Raw genomic sequence first — 21,516 nt, forward strand, 5'->3', positions numbered from 1 at the left:
GCTCGCCGCACGGCGGGTGGGGACCCGCCGGGGGGGAATCACCGACCGATGCGTCCTTCGCCCGGCCTCGGCGCGCTGCTGCTCGCGCTGGGGGCCTGCGCCGCGCCGCCGGGCTCGCCCGGCTATCGCGGCGCCTTCGATGCCGCGCAGGGCTACCAGGCCGGGCAGGGCTACCAGAGCTGCGTGCCCTTTGCCCGCGAACGCTCCGGCATCCGGCTGGGCGGCGATGCCTGGCAATGGTGGGACGCGGCGGCGGGGCGCTACGCGCGCGGCGGCCCGCCGCGGCCGGGCAGCGTGCTGGTTTTCGCGCGCACCGCCCGGCTGCGCGACGGCCACCTGTCTGTGGTGACGGAGGTGATCTCGGACCGCGAGGTGCGGGTGGACCACGCCAACTGGGCCTCGGGCGGGCTGAAGGGCCGGGTGGCGCTGGACCAGGCGGTGATCGACGTGTCGCCCGGCAACGACTGGAGCGCGGTGCGCGTCTGGTATCCGCCGATCGGCGCGGTGGGCAACACGGTGTTTCCCGCCCTGGGCTTCGTGCACCACGACATCCTGCAGGCCGCGGTCGGGCCGGACCAGTCCTGACGGCGCGCGGACAGGTTGCCCGTGCCGGAATGCGGCGGGGCTGCGCTCAGGCTACCCGTGACGAACCGCGGATGGGGCAACTCGTGACGGATTGAGGGCGGGCTATTCCCGATCGGGCGCCGCGGTACCGGGGTCGAGAAGGGCTTGCGCCAGCGCCGCCATCAGGCCCGGTGGCAACCGGATGCTGCCGTCGGCGGTGAAGGCGAGGTACGTCTCGTTGGCCCAGTAGCCATCGGGCAGCATGCGGCCGTCACGCACCTCGAAGCCGCCGATGATGTCGTGGAACGGCACCTTGCCCTGCGGCCCGTCGGGGGTGCGCAGGTCGATCACGTAGAGCCAGCCCTCGCCCTGCCGCGCCGCGCCCTGCTGCCAGTCCGGCTCGCCCGGTAGCACCCGGCGCAGCGTGTCGTGCAGCAGGGCGGTGAAGGCGGGATTGGGCACGAAGCGCTCGGTTCCGCCGGCCTCCTCCTCCAGGAAGCCCAGGATGGCCGCGTCGGGCAGTTGGCCGAGCCCGGCCACCTGCTCGGGCGCCAGAAAGGACAGGGCGCGCCGTCCCGGCGGCCCGGCGGGTGGCGACGCGGCTGGGGGCAGGGGCGGGGACACGGGCGGCGAGCGGCGAAACGGCCACATGCGGAACCTGCCTTCGTTGCGGCCCACGAATTATGCCGCGAACCACGGCCGGAACCAGCCCACATCCCCGTGGCTCGTCGTAGGTCGCCCCGGCTCCCTGGCCCATCCCCCCGGGATATCCCGGTCCGCATCTCCGGGACCGCCCCCTCCGCCCCGCCCGGCGCCCCCAGCCGCCCCGCCCTGGACGCCGCCGGAACGACGTGCTGAGGACCCCGGAGGGAACCGCCAGAAGGAACCGCCATGCCCATCGCCCCCGGCCGTCGCCGCTTCCTCGCGGCAGCTGCCGCCCTGCCCGCCGCGGCCCTTGCCCGTCCGGCCCGGGCGCAGGCCCCGGCCGCCTGGCCCGACCGGCCGCTGCGGCTGATCGTGCCGTTTCCCGCCGGCTCCACCCCGGACCTCGTGGCGCGCGCCATCGGGCCGCAGCTGGCGGCCGGGCTGGGCCAGCCCGTGGTGGTGGACAACCGCGCCGGGGCGGGGGGCAACATCGGCACCGACATGATTGCCAAGGCCACGGACGGCCACACGATCGGGCTGAGCATCAACGCCCCCATCACCACCGCCCCCGCGCTCTACGGCAACCTGCCCTACGACCCCCGGCGCGACCTGCGGCCGATCGCCATGGCGGTGCGGGCGCCGCAGCTGCTGGTGATCGCCCCCGGCGTGCCGGCGCGCGACCTGCGCGGCTTCCTGGCGCATGTCCGCGCCAACCCGGGCAAGCTGAGCTTCGCCTCCGTCGGCGCCGGTTCCGGCGGCCACCTCGCGATGGTGGAGCTGATGGCGCGCGAAGGGCTGCAGATGGAGCACGTTCCCTATCGCGGCTTCCCGCAGGCGGTGCTGGACCTGATCGCCGGCCGCATCGAGACCATGGTGGTCACCATCGGCGCCGTGCTGCCGCAGGTACGCGAAGGCCAGGCCATCGCCCTGGCCTGCACCGGCGAAAAGCGCGCCCCCGAAGTCCCCGAAATCCCCACCCTGGCCGAGGCCGGGGTCAGCGATGCCACCTCCTACGGCTGGTCCGGCCTCTTCGCCCCCGCCTCCATGCCCGAGGCGCATCGTGCCCGGCTGGAGGAACTGGCCGTGGCCGGCTTCCGCGAACCCGCCGTCCGGGCGCCGATGGAAGCCGCGGGCTTCGAGGTGATGGGCCTGCCCGCCGCCGAGTTCGCCCGCTTCATCGAGGAGGAAACCAACCGCTGGGGCGGGCTGATCCAGCGCCTGGGTATCCGCGCCGAGGGCTGAGACCGGAAGGGCAGGGAAGGCCGGGGGAGTGAACTCCCCCGGACCCCCTCCTTCTTTCGGGAGTTTAAAGAGCTCTGGCGGCCACGGGCGCCCCCGAAAACTCCCGAAAATAGAAGGGGGTCCGGGGGGATACTTCCCCCCCGGCTTGCTGTGTCGCCCCGCGCCGCCGACACCGTTACGCATCGTTGCGCAGGTCTTGCCCCCCGCCCCGTTGTTCGCGGCGGGGGGCCGCCCCACGTCCCTGTCTCGTACCGGTTTGCGCCGCGGGGCCGGGAACACTAGTGTCCGGCCGCAATGCGTGTACGAGGGCTGGCGCCGCCGGGTGCGCCGCCCAGCAAACGAAACGGGATCGAGGACGAACGATGGGTTCCTTCAGCATCTGGCACTGGCTCGTCGTCCTGCTGGTGGTGTTGCTGCTGTTCGGCAGCGGCAAGATCAGCGGCCTGATGGGCGACCTGGCCACCGGCATCAAGTCGTTCAAGAAGAACATGAAGGACGAGGACGACGTGTCCATGGCGGACACCGCCCACCTGCCGCCGGCCGGCAACCTGCCGCCCCCGGGCACGCCCACCACGGGCACCAACAACGCCACCACCACCGCCGGCGGCCGTCCCGCCGCCTGACTGCGCAGGGCCGCCCCGCCGGGGTGGCCCCGACGACCGGCCGGTGCCCGGGCAACCGGGCGCCGCGCCCCCGGCAGGCTTCGCCGCGCGCCGAACCGGCCGCCTGCCCAGCCCGATGCCGGACCCCCGCACCATGACCGAGGCCGAAGCCGCGGCATCCATCCTGCGCGCCGCGCGGCGCCTGGACGCGCTGGGCTGGGTGCCCGCCACCGCCGGCAACATTTCCGCCCTGCTGCCGGAAGGCCGGGTGGCCATCACCCGCTCCGGCTTCCACAAGGGGTTCCTGCAGGCCGAACAGGTCATGGTGGTGGACCTCGACGGCCGCGCCGAGGACCCGGCGCTGCACCCTTCGGCGGAAACCCTGCTGCACTGCGGCGCCTATCGCCGCTGGCCCGGCACCGGCGCCGTGCTGCACGGCCACAGCATCGCCGCTACCGTGCTGTCCCGCCTGGCCGGGTCCAGCTTGCGCCTGCAGGGCTACGAGCTGCTCAAGGCCTTTCCCGGCCTGCCCACCCATGATGCCGCAGTGGAGATCCCCGTGCTGGACAACAGCCAGGACATCCCCGCGCTGCAGCGGGAGGTGGAGCGCCGCTGGGACGCGCTGCAGGACGCAGGGCAGCCCATACCCCCGGGGTATTTGATCCGCGGCCACGGTGTCTACGTATGGGGCCCCGACATGGACGCGGCCCTGGCGCGCCTGGAGGGGCTGGAATTCATGCTGGCCTGCGAGCTCGCGACGCGGCAGGCCGGGGCAACCCACACCGGAGGATCGCAGGCATGAGCCGACTCGTGGTGCACGACGCCGCCACCAATGCGGTGGTGCTCAACACCGACAACGCCACCGCCATCGCCGAGGCCCTGGCCGGCATCGGCGTGCGCTTCGAGCGCTGGCCCGTGGCCGCCCTGCCGCCCGGCGCCGATGCGGAGGGCGTGCTGGACGCCTACCGTCCGCACCTGGACGCCTTCATGGGCGAAACCGGCGCCGGCACGGCGGACGTGATCCAGCTCGACCCCTCGCATCCCGGCAAGGACGCGATGCGCGCCAAGTTCCTCAGCGAGCACACCCACACGGAGGACGAGGTCCGCTTCTTCCACGAGGGCTCCGGCAACTTCGTGCTGCACGTGAACGGCCGCGTCTTCGACGCCCACTGCACCGCGGGCGACCTGATCTCCGTGCCGGCCAACGTCACCCACTGGTTCGACGCCGGCACCGAGCCCTCCTTCACCGTGCTGCGGGTCTTCACCGACACCACGGGCTGGACGCCGCACTACACCGGCACCGACATGGCCGAGCGCTTCCCCGCCCTGACGGCCACGGCGTGACCGCAGCCGGGCCGGACGACGCGGCGGCGGAAGCGGCCGCCGCCGCGGTGCCTGCCGACGGCACCGTGGTGCCGGGCTCGGCCGGTGCCGCGTCGGCCATGGCCGCGCCGACCGCGTCCGGGGCCGCGCCGACCGCGGCCGTGGTCACCGACATCGAGGGCACCACCTCCGCCATCAGCTTCGTCAAGGACACGCTGTTTCCCTTCGCCGAGGCGGCGCTGGACGGCTTCCTGGAAGCGCAGGGCAGCCGTCCCGAGCTCGCCGCGATCCTGGAGGAGGTGCGCCGCCTGGCCCCGGACGAGGCCCCGCGCGACGCCCTGCACCGCTGGATGGCCGAGGACGCCAAGGTTACCCCGCTCAAGGCGATTCAGGGCATGATCTGGCGCCAGGGCTTCGAGGACGGCCGCCTGCGCGGGCACCTCTACCCCGACGTCGCCCCCTCACTGCGCGCCTGGGCCCGCGGCGGCCTGCGGCTCTGCGTGTATTCCTCCGGCTCGGCCGAAGCGCAGGAACTGCTCTTCGGTTATTCCGTGGCCGGCGACCTGCGCCCGCTGTTCACCCGCTTCTTCGACACCCGGATCGGCACCAAGCGCGAAGCCGGCAGCTACCGCACGATCGCGGCCGGGCTGCACCTGCCCGCGGCCGAGATCCTGTTCCTGTCCGACATCGCCGCCGAGCTGGACGCCGCCGCCGCCGCCGGGCTGCGGACCTGCCAGCTGCTCCGTCCGGCCGACGGCACCCAGCCCTCCGGCCGCCACCCCGAGGCCGCCGATTTCCCCGCCGTGGCGGCGCGGTTTTCCCTTCCGCGAGTTTAGGAACCGTCCCCGTGACAGCCTCCGCGCCGGGACGCTAGAAGCGGGAGCCTTCCTGCCCCCTCTCGTTTCCCCTCGGCCGCGCGGAGTTCCCGACCCTCCATGCTGACGACCTTCACCGTCGCCAACGGGGCACTCGTCGCGCTCGAGGGCACGCAAACCCCCGAGGCGCTGCGCGCTGCCGTGTGGCTCGACCTGCTGAATCCCACGCGCGACGAGGAGCGCGCGGTGCAAACCGCGCTGGGCCTGGAAGTGCCCACGCGCGAGGAGATGCAGGAGATCGAGAGCTCCTCCCGCCTGTACCGGGAAGACGAGGCGGTGTTCCTGACCGCCAACTTCCTCTACGGCGTCGAGGAAGGCGAGTTCGGCAGCACCCCCATCACCTTCGTGCTCGCCGCGCGCCACCTGGTGACCGTGCGCTATGCCACGCCCAAGGCCTTCGCCGTCTTCGCCGCTCGCTGCCGCAAGCACCCGCCCAGCCTGCTGCGCTCCGCCGACCACGTGATGCTGGGATTGTTCGAGCAGGTGGTGGACCGGCTGGCCGACGTGCTGGAACGGGTGGGCAGCGACATGGACACCGCCAGCCGCAGCGCCTTCCGCTCCGCCAAGTCCGGTGCCAAGGCCAACCGCCGCGACGCCGACCTTCGCGAGGCGCTGATCGCGCTGGGCCAGGTCGGCGAGGTCACCAGCCGCGCCAGCGAAACCCTGCTGGGCCTCAGCCGCATCCTGACCTTTCTGGGCACGGAGCGGGACGTGCTGATCCGCAAGGAGAACACGGGCAGCATCAAGATCATCCTGCGCGACCTGCGCTCGCTCGTGGAACACGCGAACTTCCTGAACAGCAAGGCGAACTTCCTGCTCGACGCCGTGCTGGGCATCATCAACATCGACCAGAACGGCATCATCAAGACCTTCACCGTGGCCTCGGTGGCGCTGATGCCGCCCACCCTGGTGGCCAGCATCTACGGCATGAACTTCCAGCACATGCCGGAGCTGAGCTGGCACCTCGGCTACCCGATGGCGCTGCTGGTCATGGTGGCCAGCGCGATCCTGCCGGTGCTGTTCTTCAAGCGGAAGGGCTGGCTGTAGGACTGCCGGGGGCGGCACGGCGGGCTGGGCGCGGGGCGCACCCCACCTCCCCCGCCCCACCCCCGGCCGCAACATGCCGCAGGATCGTGATCGCCTCGGGCACGTGGGCGGCGCCCGACCCCTGGAGCATGGCCGGGCCGCGGCCCATCTCCTCGCGCGCGGCACCGCGAGGGCGCAAGCTGCGCCTTGGGGGCGGAAGCCCCGGGCCGGCGCCGCGACGTGAGGGAGAAGCACAGGCATGGCGCGATCGGGAGAGCAGGGCAGGGTGCCGGCCGCCAACCGGCCGCGGCCGGACGACTACGCCTTCGACCTGGACCGGGCGCTGTCCGCCGTGGTGGCCCTGCGCGCCCGCGTGCCGGAGGACGCCTACACCGCCGGCACACTGGGCACGGAGCGCACCGGCAGCGCCGTGCTGATCAACGACAGCGGCCTGCTGCTCACCATCGGCTACCTCATCACCGAGGCGGAGGAGATCTGGCTGACGGCCGTGTCCGGCCGCGTCGTGCCCGGCCACGTGCTGGGCTTCGACAACGCCTCCGGCTTCGGGCTGGTGCAGGCGCTGGGCCGGCTGGACCTGCCGCCGCTGCCGCGCGGCGATTCCCGTGCGCTGAAGGTGGGCGAGCCGGTGGTGCTGGCCGGCGCCGGCGGCCGTGACGGCGCGCTGGCCGGGCGCGTGGTGGCCCGGCAGGAATTCGCCGGTTACTGGGAATACCTGGTGGACGAGGCGATCTTCACCGCCCCCTGCCACCCGCACTGGGGCGGCACCGCGCTGATCGGCCCGGCGGGCGAACTGCTGGGCATCGGCTCCCTGCAACTGATGCAGGAAGCCGGCGAAGGCCGCCCCATGCCGATCAACATGGTGGTCCCCATCGACCTGCTGGAACCCGTGCTGCCCGACATCCTGGCCGCCGGCCGGGTGCAAACCCCGCCGCGCCCCTGGCTCGGCCTGTTCGCCGCCGAGGATGACGGCCGCGTGGTGGTGGCGGGCTTGGCCGGCGACGGACCCGCGCGCCGGGCGGGGCTGCGGGTGGGCGACGCCATCCTGGCGGTGGGCAACAACGCCGTCACCGACCTCGCCGGCCTGTTCCGCCGAACCTGGGAACTGGGCGCCGCCGGGGTGGAAGTGCCGCTGACCCTGAACCGGGACGGCGACACCTTCAGCATGCGCGTCACCTCCGGCGACCGCCAGCGCTTCCTCAAGGCGCCCTCCCTGCACTGACGCACCGGCTGCGTCCGGGTGGTATCGGTTGGTTCTGCGGTGTTCGGGCGTCGGCCAGGGGCGCTGCCCCTGGACCCCGCCGGGGAGTTTAAACTCCCCGGACCCCACGTTGAGTGCCTCCGGCGGGGGCGGGTTGGCCGACGGTGCCCGCTATGACCGACGTCGGCCATCCCGCCCCCGCCGGAGGCACTCATGAGGTCCAGGAGCCTAAGCTCCTGGCGGGGGCTCCAAGGGGGCAGAGCCCCCTTGGCCCAGGTCCGAACATCGCAGACCCACCCGGCACCACCTGGACGCGGAGCCCGGCACCGAGCAGGGATTACGGTGGTACGCGGCGGTGCGCCGCGCTGGGGGAGGGGGCTGTCATGGGTGAGGCGGCGGATCGGGCGGCATCCGGACAGGCACCCGGCTCGCCCTGGCTGTCCCCCGGTGCGCCGGTGCTGGAAGGGCTGGGCACCGCCACCGGACTGATGCTGGGCCTGCCCTGCTACGGCGGCCTCCTCACCACCGCCACGCTGCGCGGCCTGCTGGAAACCCAGCGCGCCTGCCTCGGGCTGGAATTGCCCTTCACCTGCGTCACCCTGACCAACGAGAGCCTGATCCCGCGCGCCCGCAACACGCTGCTGGCCTTCTTCCTGGCGTCCGAGGCGTCGCACCTGCTGTTCGTGGACGCCGATATCGGCTTCGGCGCCGCTTCGGTGCTGCGGCTGCTGGCGCATGACCGGCCGCTGATCGGCGGGCTGTACCGGCGCAAGCGGCTGGACCGGCAGGACTGGGTGGTGGGCTGGCTGCCCAGCCCCGACGGCAGCGCCCGGCGCGACCCCCGCACCGGCGCGGTAGAGGTCGCCCATCTCGGTACCGGCTTCCTGTGCCTCCGCCGCGACCTGGTGGAACGGATGGCCGCCGCCCATCCCAATACCCGCTACCGCCCCGACCCGGAGGACGGCCCCCCCGGCCCCTGGCGCGACCGCGTCCACGCCCTGTTCGAGTCCGGGCTGGACCCTGAGACCGGGCAGTATTTCAGCGAGGACTACCTGTTCTGCCGCCGCTGGCGCGCCCTGGGCGGCGAGGTCTGGTGCGACCCCGCCATCCTGCTGGAACACCACGGCCAAGCCAGTTTCCGCGGCGACCCCATGGACCAGTTCCGCCCGGGCTGAGCGGGCCGCGCAACGCCGCTGCGGCCATCCCGTTTCGCGCGATGGTGGACATTTCCGCGTGGCAGCCGCACCATTGCCCCTGCGTGATGACCGGCTCCCCACGCCGGGTCCCGATCAGAGGACAGACGGTTGCCGGCCCAGCTTTCCCGCTCCGCCCTTCTGCCGGTCCTGCTCGGGGCGGCCTTGTTCGCGGCTGCGCCCGCGCGCGCCCAGGTGCCCGTCGGCACACCCGGTGCCCCGGCCGGCGCCGTGCTGCCGCCGCAGGGCACCCCGATCCCCAACCTCGCCCCGCCGGACGTTCCGCGCGTCGGCCCCGGGACGCAGACCCCCGGCCCGGTGCCCGCCGCCCCCGGCGTGGCCGGCGCCGTGGCCGTGCGCGCCGTGCGGGTGGACGGCGCCACCGCCTTTCCCGCCGACCAGCTGCTGGGCCTGGCCGGGCCGCTGACCGGCCCCGCCGTGCCGCTGGCGCGGATCGAGGAAGCCCGCACCGCCATCCTCAACCGCTACCGCGAGGCCGGCTACGTCTTCACCGTGGTGGACGCCACCGTGGAGCGCGACGGCACGCTGCGCCTGGTGGTCGGCGAGAGCGAGGTCACCGAGGTCCGGCTGGACGGCGACATCGGCCCCGCCGGCACCCAGGTGCTGCGCTTCCTCAACAACCTGGTGGGCCAGCGCCCGCTGGACGCGGCGACGCTGGAACGCTGGCTGCTGCTGGCCTCCGACGTTCCGGGCGTCGCGCTGCGCTCCGTGCTGCGCCCCGCCGGCACCGTGCCGGGGGCGCTGAGCCTGGTGGCGCAGGTCGGCCGGCAGGCGGTCAACGGCTACGTCACCGCCGACAACCGCTCCTCCCGCGTCACCGGGCCGGAGGAGTTCCTGGGTGCTGCGCAGTTCAACAGCTTCACCTCGTTGGGCGAGCGCTCGGAGCTGGCGCTGTACTACGCCTCCGGCCTGACGCAGATCTTCGGGCAGGCGTCGACGGAATTCTTCATCGGCGGCTCCGGCCTGCGCGCCCGCCTTTATGCCGGCCGCGGCGACGCCAACCCGTCCGGCGCGCTGCGCGCCCTGGGCTACGAGGGTGAGACCACCGTGGCCGGCGGCTCGCTCTCCTATCCGCTGATCCGGCAGCGCCAGCAGACCCTGCTGCTGTCGGGCACCTTCGACGCGCTGGAAACCGAGATCCGCGTGGACGGCAACGACGGGCGCGAGCAGCGCCTCAGCCGCGACAGCCTGCGGGTGATCCGGCTGGGGGCGGACTGGGCGGTCTACGACCTGCTGCTGGGCGACGCGCGCCCCGCCGCCAACACCGTGGTCGCCCGCCTGTCGCAGGGCCTCAGCGCCTTCGGCGCCTCGCGCGACGGCGCTTCCGTGTCGGCGGCCGGCCTCAGCCGCACCGGGGCGCAGGTGGACTTCACCAAGATCGTGGTGGACGCGACGCGGGCGCAGACGCTGTTCTCGCCCTGGCCGGACGCCACGCTGACGCTGCAGGCCACGATCGCCGGGCAGTATTCCGCCGACGTGCTGCCGCAGGCGGAGAAGTTCTACCTCGGCGGCAACCGCCTCGGCCGCGGCTTCTTCTCGGGCGAGGTGACGGGCGACAAGGCCCTCGCCGGCTCGATCGAGCTGCAGCTGGCGACCCTGCTGGAAACCCAGGTGCTCGGCCGCCCCGTGCGGATCGACCCGGTGCTCTACGCCTTCTACGACGTGGGCCAGACCTGGGAGAACCGGCGCGAGGACAGCGACCGCTACCTGTCCTCCGTGGGCCTGGGCGCCCGCATGCGCCTGACCGAATACCTCGAGCTGCAGCTCGAGGGCGTCCACCGCAACACCCGCCGCCCTTCCGGCGGCACGGCCCAGAAGGCCGACGCGCTGTTCTGGCGCGTCCTGGCCCGGTTCTGAGCGGAAGGAAGCGCCGAGCCATGGCCACGCCGATGCCGAACCGCCGTCTCCGCCTCGCGCTGCTCTGCGGCACCGCGCTGGTGCCCTGCCACCTCGTGCTGTCCCCTGCCGCCTTCGCCCAGGCGCCCAATGCGCGGCCGCAGGGCGGGCAGGTCACGGCGGGCGTCGCGGGCATCGCCCAGGACGCCGCCCGCACCCAGGTCAACCAGTCCAGCGACCGCGCGGTGATCGACTGGCAGCGCTTCGATGTCGGCCGCGACCACACCGTGGCCTTTCAGCAGCCCAACGCGCGCTCGATCACGCTGAACCGCGTCACCACGCCCGAACCGTCGCAGATCGCCGGCCGCATCACCGCCAACGGCCAGGTCGCCATCGTCAACCAGTCCGGCGTGGTGTTCTCGCAGGGCGCGCAGGTGGACGCGGCGGGGCTGATCGTGTCCTCCGCCGACATTTCCAACGGCAACTTCATGGCCGGGCGGATGAACTTCGACCGCCCCGGCCGCCCCGACGCGCGCATCGAGAACCACGGCAGCATCACCGTGCGCGAAGCCGGGCTGGCCGCGCTGGTGGCGCCGCAGGTGGCCAACCGCGGCACCATCAACGCCCGGCTCGGCCGCGTGGCGCTGGCCGGCGGCGAAGCGCACACGGTGGACCTCAACGGCGACGGGCTGCTTTCCATCGAGGTGACGCGCCCGGTGTCCCGCGCCCCCGCCGATGGCGGCGCCCTGGTCACCAACACCGGCACCATTGATGCGGCCGGCGGCGTGGTGCAGCTCACGGCGGCCGCGGCGGACGGCATCGTGCAGGACCTCGTGCGCGCCGGCGGCCGCATCAGCGCGGGCACCGACGCCGCCACCGGCCGCACCGGCCGCGTGGTGGTGCAGGGCACCGGCGGCACCGTGCGGATCGAGGGCGAGGTCAGCGCAACGGGCACCGCGGCCAACACCGCCGGCGGCACGGTGGACGTCACCGGCGACCGCGTCTGGCTGGCTCCCACCGCCCGGGTGGACGCGTCCGGCGCGGCCGGTGGCGGGCGTGTCGGCGTCGGCGCCGCGGCGCGGGCCGGGGCGCCGCGCACCGCGCGCCGGGTCGGCGTGGCGGCCGGGGCCACGGTGCGGGCCGATGCCACGGAGCGCGGCAATGGCGGCGCGGTGCGGATCGATTCCACCGGGTTCACCGGCCATGCCGGCGCAGCCTCGGCGCGCGGCGGCCCGGCGGGCGGCGATGGCGGCACGGTGGAAATTTCCGGTGCCCGCGGCCTGCGGGTCACCGGCACCGCCGATGCCGCGGCCCCGGCCGGCCGGCCCGGCACGGTGCTGCTGGACCCCGACACGCTGGAGATCGTGGCCAGCGGCGGCGATGTCAGCCCCGCGGAACTGGCCGACAACGTGCTGGGTGCCGGCGAGGGCGAGCAGAACGCCCGGATCAACGCCTCCACCATCAACACCTTCGCCGACGGCAGCGACCTGCGGCTGGAAGCCTTCGACCTCATCACCGTCAACGCCCCGGTGGACCGCACCACGAGCGGCGGGCTGGTCCTCGCCGCCGGCATCGAGAGCACCGGCAACATCGTGGTGAACCAACCGGTGCGGCTGCGCGCCGGCGACTTGGCGCTGGTGGCCACCGGCACCATCACCCTGAACGCCGACCTGCGGGTGCCGGTGGCTGGCGAGAACGGCATCGGCAGCCCCGGCAATCAGGTCTTTTTGGACAGCTTCTCCGCGACCACCCAGGCCGCCACCGCCGGCATCATCGCCGCGCAGCTGAGCGCCTCCTCCGACTCCTCCTCCATCACGCTGCCCGGCAACAACCAGGTCGGCCGGGTGTTGCTGGGCGCTCCCGGCGCCATCCAGTTCCGCAACCTCGGCACGCTGAACGTCGCCGACAGCATCCGCAGCAGCTCCTCCTCCGTCCGGGTGGACGTGGTGGGCGGCGACCTCAACATCAGCGGTGGCGCCACCAGCAACGTGTTCGGGGCGTCCAGCGCCGACGGCTTCGCCGTGCAGCTGCGCGCCAGCGGCAGCATCACGGTCGCCCCGGGCTCCACGGTGATCAATGCCGGGGTGCTGGGCAACGGCGTCCGCCTGCAGGCCGGCTTCGACTTCGCCACTGACGCCGTGGACCCCGCGAGCACGGGCGGCATCTCGCTGTCGGGCTATCTCCGCTCCGGGGCCAGCAGCACCACCATCGGCAGCGGCACCTCCGTGACCACCGTCACGGCCGGCAGCGTCGACAGCCCCGTGGACCTCGGCGCCGGCCGGGGCGGCATCGTCCAGACCAACGCGAGCGTCAACGCGGTCCAAGGCAGTGTGCTGACCCTCAACTCCGGCGGCGACGTCAGGCTCGAACGTGCAGCGGGCGCCCCGTTCAACGAGAACCGCGTCCGCACGCTCGGCCCCTCCACCGTGACCGGCAACCTGACGCTGGTGAATTCCGGGCGCGTCAGCTCGGATGACCTCACCCTGGCAGCCGGCACGCTGCGCGTGGACGGTGCCCTGTCGCTGGACCAGCGCGTCGGCAGCATCCGCCAGGACGCCGATTCCGTGATCCAGACCTCCAGCCTCGCTGCCACGGCGGAACAGCGGCTGGTGCTCACCGGCAACAACCGGATCGGCACGCTGGGCGCGGTTTCAGCGCCGGAGCAGCTGGACGTCACCAACACCACCAGCCTGCGCGTCGCCGGGCCGGTCAGCGCCAGCAACACCAGTGTGCGCATCGACGTGGTGGGCGACCTGGACGTGGACGGCGCGATCACGGGCCGCACCGGCGTCGCGCTGCGCTCCGGCGGCAACCTGTTCCTCAACCCCGACAGCGTCGTGCGGCCCACGGAATCCGGCGGCACCGTGGCGCTGAGCGCCGGCGTCGAGACTCCCGGCGGCACTTCCAACGGCGTCGGCGGCGTGTTCCTGCAGGGGACGCTGGGTGCTCCGGGCACCAACATCACGCTGGTCGGCGGTAGCAGCGGCATCTTCCAGGGCGGCGGCGGCGGCAGCACGGTCACGGCGGCGCGGCTGAGCACGATCTCCGGCGGCGACACCGTGCTGTTCGGCGCCAACCTGGGCGACCCGCTGCAGCCCGGCAACGCGATCGGCGCCCTGGTGGGGGACAACCGCGCCGCGGGCGATTTCCGGCTCGACAACGGCGTCACCGATCTGCTGGTCAGCTCCCCCGTGCAGGCCGGCAACATCGGCATCCGCACCGCCGGGCTGCTGCAGTTCAAGGACGGCAGCGCCGCCGCCCCGGGCGGGCGCGTGTCGCTCCTCGTGGGCGACCTCGACATCGCCGCCCCCGACACGATCAGCGGCGCGGTGGTGGAGATCGCACCCTTCGGCAATCTCGGCCTGCGCGTCGGCGTGCCCACGGAATCCTTCTCCGGCTTCCAGCTCTCCAACACCGTGCTGGGCCAGGTCACCGCCACCGACACGCTGCGCCTGGGCGCCGCCACCTTTCTCGGCACCGCCCCCGTCACCACCGCCGCGCTGATCCAGCTCGACAGCGGCGTCGCCACCGCGAACACGCTGGACCTGCGCTCGCTGGGCAGCATCAGCCAGTCCGGCGGCTCGGACCTGGACGTCGGCACCCTCACCGGCACCGCCGGCGGCGTCACGGCGCTGGACAACCCCGGCAACCGCGTCGGCACGCTGGGCGATTATTCCGCCGATGGCAGCTTCGCCCTTACGGTGGGTGGCGGGCTGAACCTGGGCGGCTTCCTCGACGCCGCGGGGCAAACGGCGACGCTGACGGTGCCGGGCGGCAGTCTTGCCTCCACCGGCACCGGCCGGGTGGCGGCGCAGAACCTGGCCCTGAGCGCCTCGGGCAGCATCGCGCTGGCCGGCAACAACGACGTGCGGGTGCTGACGGGCGCCAGCAGCGGCGGCGGCACGCCCGCGGTCACCTTCCGCAACCTCGGGGACCTGTCCCTGGCCGGCCCGGTTTCGGCCCGCAGCGTGGTCGGCGGCACCGTTCCCATCATCACCCTGGGGCCGGTGCGGCTCGACGTGACCGGGGCGCTCGGCCAGACCGCGGCGGGCGTGATCACCGCCACCCAGTTCAGCGGCAATGCTGGCGGCGGCGCGACACTGGACACGGCGAACAACCAGTTCGCCACGCTGGGCGATTTTTCCGCCGGCGGCGAGGTGCGGCTGCGCGTGGCCAACGGTCTAACCCTGGCCGACCTGCTCAGCGCGCCCGGCCAGCGCGTGACCCTGACGGCCGCGAATGGCGGCATCGCGGAAGGCCCGGCCGGCCGCGTCGTCGCGGACCGGCTGGACCTGTCGGCCACCGGGCCCGTGACGCTTGCGGGCGCCAACGCGCTGCGCGCCCTGGGCGATGCCGCTTCGGGCGGCGACCTCACCCTCAACAACAACACGCTGCTGGCGATCGAGGGCGCGGTGAGCGCGCCCGGCAGCACGATCGACCTGACCACGGTGGGGGGCGTCACCCAGGCGGCCACCGGACGCCTCGCGGCCGCCGCGCTGCGCCTGTCCACCAGCGGCGATGCCGAGCTGCTGTCGCCGGCCAACGATGTCGGCCGTATCCTGTCGGTGACGGCGCCGGAATTCAGCTTCAACACCCTGGGCGACCTGGTGCTGGAAGGGCCGGTGGACGTGGCCGGCGGCACGGTGCGGCTGCAGGCCGGCGGGCTGCTGTCGCAGCTGGCATCGGGCACCATCACCGCTGACACCCTGGCCGGCAGCGCCGGGGGCAGCGTGCAGCTGACCACCGCCAGCAACGCGGTGGGTGCGCTGGGCGACTTCGCTTCCGGTGGCGACGTCGCCCTGGCGGTCACCGGCGATCTGGCGGTGACGGGGTTGGTGTCTGCCCCCGGGCAGTCGGTGGTGCTGAATGCCCTGAACGGTTCGATCACCGGGAGCGGCACCGCGGGCGTGGAAGCCGAACGCCTGTCCCTGACGGCGCGCGACGCCATCGACCTGCGCGGCACCAACCGCCTCGCCGTGCTGGGCGAAACCGCGGCGGGCGGCAATGTCGCCCTGTCCAACACCGGTGACCTCGTGCTCGACGGCGGCATCTCCACCCCCGGCAGCGCGCGGCTGGAGGTTTCGGACCAGCTCACCCAGACCGCGACCGGCGGCATCAGCGCCGGCTCCTTCGGCGGGCGCGCCGATGGCGGCGCCATCCTGGACACCGCGGCCAGCGGCTTCGGCACGCTGGACGACTTCTCCGCCGGCGGCGAGGTGCGGCTGCGCGTGGCTGGCGGGCTGCTGCTGAGCGAGTTGCTCAGCGCGCCCGGCCAGCGCGTCACCCTGGTCACGGACGATGGCGGCATCACCGAGGTCGGCCTTGGCCGCATCGTGGCGGACCGGCTGGACCTGTCCGCCTTCGGGCCGGTGGCGCTGGACGGCGACAACCAGCTGCGCGCCCTGGGCGACGCCACCGCGCTGGGCGACCTCAGCCTGCGCAACCGCACCCTGGCGCTGGAGGGCGCGGTGGCGGCGCTGGGCGGCGACGGCGGCACGCCCTCGACCATCAACCTGGTCGTGATCGGTGGGCTGACCCAGGCCGACACCGCCAGCCTCGTTGCCGACCGGCTGCGGGTGGCTTCCCTCGGCCCGGTCACGCTGCTGGCCCCCGGCAACGACATTTCCGTGCTCGGCGAGCTCGCGACGAACGGCTTGAACAGGCAGTTCAGCTTCGCGCTCGCCACGGTGGGCGACCTCACGCTGGATGGCCGCACCGAGGCGCCCGGGACGGTGCAGCTGGTGGTGGGCGGCGCTCTGAACCAGACCGCTGCGAACGTCCTGGACGTGCGCACGCTGACCGGCAGCGCCGCGGGCGGCGTGGACCTGACCGCTGCGCCCAACACCGTGCGCGCGATCGGCAACTTCGCTTCGGGCGGTGACTTCGCCCTGCGCAGCCCCGGCGGGCTGGACCTCACGGGGCTGTTGGACGCCACCGGCCACCAGGTGCGGCTGGAAGTCGGCAGCATTGGCCCCAGCACGGGCCGGGTCGTGGCCGACACGCTGAGCTTCCTGGCGAGTGCCGGCTCGGTGACGCTGGGGGGCGACAACGCCGTGCGCGTCCTGGGCGCCTCCGCCGCGGCCGGGAACATCGGCTTCCGCAACACCGGCGCCCTGCTGCTGGATGGCGGCCTGACCACAACCGTGCCGGGCGGCACGGTGCGGCTGGACGTCAACGGTGCCCTCACGCAAACGGCCTCCGGCGCGATCCGCACCAGCCGGGTGGAGATCAGCGCCGCCGGCAGCATCCTGCTCGACACCGCGAGCCTGCTGCCCAACACCGTCGAGATTTTCGGCCCGGTCGACGCTGGCGGCGAGGTGCGGCTGCGCGTCCTGGGCCCGCTGGTCCTGACCGACCGGATCAGCGCCCCCGGCCAGCGCGTGACGCTGACCGCGCAGGGCGGCGGCATCGCCGCCCCGGGGGCCGGCCGGGTGCTGGCAGATCGGCTGGATCTCGCGGCCGACGGGCCGGTGATCCTGGCGGGCGACAACCAGCTGCGTGCCCTGGGCGACGCCATCCTGACCCCCGCCGCGGGCAGCACCGCGGCCGGCGACCTGCGCCTGCGCAACACCGCCGACCTCCTGCTGGAAGGCCGGGTGGCGGTGCCCGGCGGCACGATCGGGCTCGACAGCACCGGCGGCATCGCCGAGGCCGCGGGCGCCACCCTGCAGGCCGCGCGGCTGGAACTCTCCGCCAGCCGCGACGTGTCGCTGCTGGGAACCGGCAACGCGGTGCCGGTGCTGGGCACGGTTGTCGCGCCCAGCCTCACCCTGGCCACGGCGGGCGGGCTGACGCTGGACGGTCCCGTGACGGCGGGCGGCACCCTGCGGCTGCAAATCCCCGGCGTGCTGGCGCAGACCGGCAATGGCACCCTGTCGGCCGGGCAGCTTTCCGGCTTCGCCACGGGCGGTGCGGCGCTGGACCTGGCCGACAACGCCGTCGCCGCCCTGGCCGATTTCACCTCCACCGGCGACATCCTCCTGCGCAACGGCGGCAGCGGCCTCCTCGTGCCGGCGGGCACGCAGGTGACGGCCGGCGGCGTGCTGGAAGTCGTCCAGACCACGGGCGCGCTGGTGGTGGACGGCACCGTGTCCGGCGCCGTCACCAGCCTGTCTGCCCCGGCGGGCACCTTGGCGGTGAATGGCCGCTCCGCCATCGCCCGCACCGGCGATCTGTCCCTCCTCGCGCGGGAGGTGGCGCTGAACGGGCTGCTGGCCGCCGGCGGCGACATCCGCCTGTCCGCCGGGGAGCGCGCCACCCTGGCCGGCCGCGCCGAGGCGGCCGGTACGCTGCTGGTGGACGCCCCGGTGGTCCTGTTCGGCGGGCTGGACGCCGCCCGCACGGCGGTGGTGCTGCGCCTGGGCCCGGTGGGCACCGCCGACGGCACGCTGGATGCCCGCACGCTGCTGGTGCAGGACGGCCTGCGCGCCACCCTGTTCGGCACGGTGGCCGGCACGACGGGCGAAGCGGCCGCGGCGCTGGGCCGGCGCGGCACGGTGAATGGCGGGGAAGGGGGCACCGTGTTCGGCGACCCGCCGCCGAACGCGCAGAGCTTCACCCTCAACGGCTGTCCCATCGGCGTGGCGGTCTGCCGCCCGGTGATCGTGCTGGAGGAGGACCCGGTGGTGGTGGTGGACCCGGTGGTCGTGGTGGAGGGCCCGGTGGTGGTGGAGCCCCCGCCCGAGCTCACCGAACTGCCGGTGACCCTGGCCGACAATCCCGGCCAGGCCGTGTCGGTGCTGGACCCCGCCGCCAACCTCGTGACGCTGGAACGGCTGCGGCCCCCCGTGCCCGACCTGGTGATCCGCCTGCCGCGCGACCGGTCGGAGGAGAATGCCCTGTCGCCGCCCGACATCCGCGGGGAGGATTATTGATGCGCCCGATCCTCGCCCCGTTGCTGCTGCTCGCGGCCGCCGGCTGCGTGTCGCCGCCGCCCTCCGCCTATGTCGGCGGCTCCGCCGGCGGCACCCCCACCGCCGAGGCGATCGGCCGCGACGCCGCCGGCGAGGAATGCCGCATGGTCCGCTCCGGCAGCGGCGCGGATATCCTGTGCGGCGCCTGGGACTCCCCCTCCGCCCGGGTGCGCGAGGTTTCCCCGGCCCAGCCCGCCGCCGCCCTGGCGGAACAGTTGCGCGCCGGCGTGTCGGACCGCCTGACCTGCGGCGCCCCGGCCGCCACGACCATCCTGGGCAGCCAGCCCGCGGCGCTGCTGGACTGCCGCCGCGTGGCCGGCGGCTGGCCCGCCTTCGTGCTGGCGGCCAATGCCGGTGGCCGCGCCTGGCAGGCCGACGGCGTGCTGCCCTCGCTGCCCGCGGCGGAGCGCGCGGTGGGCGTGCTGTCCGGCCTCGCCACCGCCGACGCCGCCCTGCCGCGCTCCGCCGCGCTGGAGCTGCTCGCCGGCCGGCTGTCGCGCGAGGCCTTCGGTTCCAACGACGTCGCCCAGTACGAAGCGCTGATGACGGTGGGCCGCGACAGCAACCAGGCCGAGCGCTTCGCCACCGCCGAGACCGCCTATCGCGCCGCCCTGGCCGTGCAGGAACGCCAGCTCGGCGCCGGTTCGCCGGAAACCTTCGCCCCCCTGGTGCGGCTGGCCCTGCAGGTTTCCAACCAGGGCCGCTTCCCCGAGGCGGAAGGGCTGTTCAACCGCGCCGCCGCCCTGGCCCCCCGCGCCGCCGACCCGCTGGCCACCGCCGTGCTGCTGCACCATCGCGGGCTGCACGAGGCCAATCGCGGCCGCACCGAACAGGCCCTGGCCACCCTGGCCCAGGCTGAGGCCGCCTACACCGCCGCCCTGCCGCCGGGCGCGGCCGGGGGCGGCGTCGCCCGCGCCCGGCTGGCCTCCGCCGGCCCGTCCTCCGGCGCGCTGGCCCCCCTGGGCGGTGGCGGCCTGGCACTGGACGCGCTGGAATCCCGCGCCGTGGTGGGGGTGGTGGAAGCCCGCCGCAACCGCGCCGCCATCCTGCGCGCCGCCGGCCGTTCCGCCGAAGCCGAGGCCGCCGCACGCGACGCGTCCCGCCTCGCCGCCGCGGTGCCGGGCGTGGTGGAAACCGACAGCATGGCCGCCCGCCTCGCGCGCACCGGCGGGGCGGCCGCTGCCGCTGCCGCCGGCACCGGCAGCGCGGGGGAGGGGGATTTCGCCCGCTCCGCCGCCCGCTTCGCCCGCGGCCTGCCGCGCTCGCGCCCCTATGCCGATACGCTGCTGCTCCAGGCGCAGTCCCTGGCCGCCGGCGGGGCCTCGCCCTCCCGCGTGATGGCGCTGTGCCGCGACGCCGTCGCCGTGCTGCGCGAGCTGCGCGAAGGCACCACGCCGCAGCGCATCGCCCCCTGCGTGGACGCCTTTGCCGCCGACGGTGCCGACCAGGCCCTGCTGGCCGAGGCGATCGAGGCCGCCCAGCTGGCCCAGGGCGGCGTCACCACCACCCAGATCGCCCGCGCCGCCGCCCGCCTGGGCCAGAGCCGCGGCAACCCCGCCGTGGCCGACGCCATCCGCGAGCGCGAGGCCGCCCAGGCCGAGCTGGGCGAGCTGTTCCGCCAGCGCGACGCCGCTGCCGGCACCGCGCCCCCCGGCCGCGCCCCCGCCGCCCTGGCGGAGATCGACGCCCGCATCGCCGCCGCCCAGGGGCGCGCCACCGAGGCCGACGCCGCCGCCCAGGCCGCCGCCCCCGGCTACGCCCAGCTGGTGCAGTCCGTGGCCTCCACCCGCGACGTGCTGGCGGCGCTGGCCCCCGGCGAAGCGCTGGCGGTGATCACCCTGCCGCCCAATGGCCGCGGCTGGACCTTTGTGCTGTCCGACGGCCGGATCGCCGCCGCCCGCCTGGGTGCCGATGCCGCGACTATCGCCTCCCTGGTGACCCGCATCCGCGCCGGGGTGGAATCCGGCGACAGCGCCAAGCCCTTCGACGCCGAGGCCGCCTTTCAGCTGCACAGCGCCCTGTTTGCCGGCGTCGCCGCCCCCGTGGCGGCGGCCAAGTCGCTGATCGTGGTGCCCGCCGGGCCGCTGCTCTCCATCCCCTTCGGCCTGCTGGTGGAAGCCGCGCCGCCGCAGCCCCGCTCGCACGAAGGCGCCAGCTTCCTGCTGGCCCGCCTGCCGGTGGCGCATGTCCCGGCCCCCTCCAGCTTCGTGGAGCTGCGCCGCACCGCCCCGTCGCGCGCCCCGCGGCCCTGGTTCGGCTTCGGCGACCCGCGCCCGGTGCCGGCCAACGTCGCCGCCCGCACCTTCCCGGCCGACCCCGCCTGCGGCCGGCTGCTGTCCACCCTGCCGGCGCTGCAAACCGCCGCCGTGGAGCTGACCGCCGCCGGCCAGCTGCTGGGCGCCAACCCCGCCGAGCGCCGCACCGGCCCCGCCTTCACCGCCAATGCCGTGGCGCAGGTGCCGCTGCGCGACTACCGCATCCTGCACTTCGCCACCCACGGCATCCTGCCCAGCGAGCTGTCCTGCCTGTCGGACCCGACCATCCTGACCTCGGCGCCCGGCAATGCGCCCGACGCCTCCGGTGCGCTGCTTTCCTCCTCCGGGGTGCTGGACCTCAACCTGGATGCGGACCTGGTGATCCTGAGCGCCTGCAACACCGGCGGCGGCGCCGCGGGCGGCGAGAGCCTGTCCAGCCTGGCCCGTGCCTTCTTCTACGCCGGTGCCCGCGCCCTGGTGGTGACGCACTGGTACGTCAACGACGTCGCCGCCACCCGCATCGTCGCCTTCACCCTGCGCAACCTCAACTCCGGCCAGCCCCTGGCCGAGGCCCTGCGCGCCGCCCAGCTCGACCTCGCGCGCAACGTCCCCGGCGCCAGCCACCCCGCCCTCTGGGCCCCCTTCGCCCTGGTCGGCCCCGGCCCCCGCCCGGGCACTGCCCCGGGCGGCACGACCTGACCCATCCGCGGCCGGCTCCCGGCTGCGTGGCGCTCCTCGTCAGCGTGCCCGACGGCGCGAGCGGACCTGGCCGAAGCTCCCGGCGAAGCCTTCGGATAACCCC

The 21,516-nt window shown here is 74.4% G+C and carries 13 protein-coding genes; 12 read left to right on the forward strand and 1 reads right to left on the reverse strand.

All coding sequences use genetic code 11. The features are described 5' to 3' along the window. The first annotated feature begins 48 nt into the window (after nt 1-48). A complete protein-coding gene (locus tag ACLIBK_RS13635; protein WP_415387815.1) occupies nt 49-585 on the forward strand; it encodes a CHAP domain-containing protein in 537 nt (178 codons plus the stop codon). 102 nt (nt 586-687) lie between these two features. Here the strand turns inward: ACLIBK_RS13635 and ACLIBK_RS13640 are convergent, their stop codons facing one another. Beyond that, nucleotides 688-1,215 carry a hypothetical protein gene (locus ACLIBK_RS13640; protein ID WP_415387816.1) on the reverse strand — a complete coding sequence of 176 codons (528 nt, stop codon included), beginning with the start codon at nt 1,213-1,215 and terminating at the stop codon, nt 688-690. A 240-nt stretch (nt 1,216-1,455) separates the two neighbouring features. Here ACLIBK_RS13640 and ACLIBK_RS13645 point away from each other — a divergent pair, with 240 nt between their 5' ends. The 11 genes from ACLIBK_RS13645 (at nt 1,456) to ACLIBK_RS13695 (ending at nt 21,413) form a co-directional block, all read left to right on the forward strand. Beyond that, nucleotides 1,456-2,451, forward strand: coding sequence for a Bug family tripartite tricarboxylate transporter substrate binding protein (locus tag ACLIBK_RS13645; RefSeq protein WP_415387817.1), 996 nt, complete (start codon nt 1,456-1,458; stop codon nt 2,449-2,451). Nucleotides 2,452-2,813: 362 nt separating this feature from the next. Further along, nucleotides 2,814-3,074, forward strand: a complete 261-nt coding sequence (locus ACLIBK_RS13650) for a twin-arginine translocase TatA/TatE family subunit (protein WP_415387818.1) — start codon at nt 2,814-2,816, stop codon at nt 3,072-3,074. Nucleotides 3,075-3,207: 133 nt separating this feature from the next. Continuing rightward, the gene (locus ACLIBK_RS13655) at nt 3,208-3,855 is read left to right on the forward strand and encodes a methylthioribulose 1-phosphate dehydratase (protein ID WP_415387819.1); all 648 of its coding nucleotides are present in this window, start codon (nt 3,208-3,210) and stop codon (nt 3,853-3,855) included. Beyond that, nucleotides 3,852-4,397 (forward strand): 1,2-dihydroxy-3-keto-5-methylthiopentene dioxygenase, encoded by a 546-nt coding sequence (locus ACLIBK_RS13660; protein WP_415387820.1) that lies wholly within the window; start codon nt 3,852-3,854, stop codon nt 4,395-4,397. Before ACLIBK_RS13655 ends, ACLIBK_RS13660 begins: the two co-directional genes overlap by 4 nt. Nucleotides 4,398-4,495: 98 nt before the next feature. Further along, complete coding sequence (mtnC, locus tag ACLIBK_RS13665) at nt 4,496-5,212, forward strand: acireductone synthase (RefSeq protein ID WP_415387894.1); 717 nt, start codon at nt 4,496-4,498, stop codon at nt 5,210-5,212. Between the two features lie 99 nt (nt 5,213-5,311). Then, nucleotides 5,312-6,298, forward strand: a complete 987-nt coding sequence (gene corA / locus ACLIBK_RS13670) for a magnesium/cobalt transporter CorA (protein WP_415387821.1) — start codon at nt 5,312-5,314, stop codon at nt 6,296-6,298. A gap of 238 nt (nt 6,299-6,536) precedes the next feature. Next, a complete protein-coding gene (locus tag ACLIBK_RS13675) occupies nt 6,537-7,517 on the forward strand; it encodes a S1C family serine protease (protein WP_415387822.1) in 981 nt (326 codons plus the stop codon). A 362-nt stretch (nt 7,518-7,879) separates the two neighbouring features. Then, nucleotides 7,880-8,671 (forward strand): glycosyltransferase family 2 protein, encoded by a 792-nt coding sequence (locus tag ACLIBK_RS13680; protein WP_415387823.1) that lies wholly within the window; start codon nt 7,880-7,882, stop codon nt 8,669-8,671. Between the two features lie 129 nt (nt 8,672-8,800). Further along, entirely contained in the window at nt 8,801-10,567 is a 1,767-nt protein-coding gene (locus tag ACLIBK_RS13685; RefSeq protein WP_415387824.1) for a ShlB/FhaC/HecB family hemolysin secretion/activation protein, read from the forward strand. 20 nt (nt 10,568-10,587) lie between these two features. Continuing rightward, nucleotides 10,588-18,420, forward strand: a complete 7,833-nt coding sequence (locus ACLIBK_RS13690; RefSeq protein ID WP_415387825.1) for a filamentous hemagglutinin N-terminal domain-containing protein — start codon at nt 10,588-10,590, stop codon at nt 18,418-18,420. Next, nucleotides 18,420-21,413, forward strand: coding sequence for a CHAT domain-containing protein (locus tag ACLIBK_RS13695; RefSeq protein WP_415387826.1), 2,994 nt, complete (start codon nt 18,420-18,422; stop codon nt 21,411-21,413). Before ACLIBK_RS13690 ends, ACLIBK_RS13695 begins: the two co-directional genes overlap by 1 nt. Nucleotides 21,414-21,516: the final 103 nt, after the last annotated feature.

The organism is Roseomonas sp. BN140053, assembly GCF_047690175.1.
Lineage (GTDB): Bacteria > Pseudomonadota > Alphaproteobacteria > Acetobacterales > Acetobacteraceae > Roseomonas.

What these genes read in the sequence shown, in the direction of transcription:
- ACLIBK_RS13650 (WP_415387818.1), top strand. Translation starts at nt 2,814, where the DNA reads ATGGGTTCCTTCAGCATCTGGCACTGGCTCGTCGTCCTGCTGGTGGTG.
- ACLIBK_RS13695 (WP_415387826.1), top strand. Translation starts at nt 18,420, where the DNA reads ATGCGCCCGATCCTCGCCCCGTTGCTGCTGCTCGCGGCCGCCGGCTGC.
- ACLIBK_RS13680 (WP_415387823.1), top strand. Translation starts at nt 7,880, where the DNA reads ATGGGTGAGGCGGCGGATCGGGCGGCATCCGGACAGGCACCCGGCTCG.
- ACLIBK_RS13690 (WP_415387825.1), top strand. Translation starts at nt 10,588, where the DNA reads ATGGCCACGCCGATGCCGAACCGCCGTCTCCGCCTCGCGCTGCTCTGC.
- mtnC (WP_415387894.1), top strand. Translation starts at nt 4,496, where the DNA reads ATGGCCGCGCCGACCGCGTCCGGGGCCGCGCCGACCGCGGCCGTGGTC.
- ACLIBK_RS13655 (WP_415387819.1), top strand. Translation starts at nt 3,208, where the DNA reads ATGACCGAGGCCGAAGCCGCGGCATCCATCCTGCGCGCCGCGCGGCGC.
- ACLIBK_RS13635 (WP_415387815.1), top strand. Translation starts at nt 49, where the DNA reads ATGCGTCCTTCGCCCGGCCTCGGCGCGCTGCTGCTCGCGCTGGGGGCC.
- corA (WP_415387821.1), top strand. Translation starts at nt 5,312, where the DNA reads ATGCTGACGACCTTCACCGTCGCCAACGGGGCACTCGTCGCGCTCGAG.
- ACLIBK_RS13640 (WP_415387816.1), bottom strand. Translation starts at nt 1,215, where the DNA reads ATGTGGCCGTTTCGCCGCTCGCCGCCCGTGTCCCCGCCCCTGCCCCCA.
- ACLIBK_RS13645 (WP_415387817.1), top strand. Translation starts at nt 1,456, where the DNA reads ATGCCCATCGCCCCCGGCCGTCGCCGCTTCCTCGCGGCAGCTGCCGCC.
- ACLIBK_RS13675 (WP_415387822.1), top strand. Translation starts at nt 6,537, where the DNA reads ATGGCGCGATCGGGAGAGCAGGGCAGGGTGCCGGCCGCCAACCGGCCG.
- ACLIBK_RS13660 (WP_415387820.1), top strand. Translation starts at nt 3,852, where the DNA reads ATGAGCCGACTCGTGGTGCACGACGCCGCCACCAATGCGGTGGTGCTC.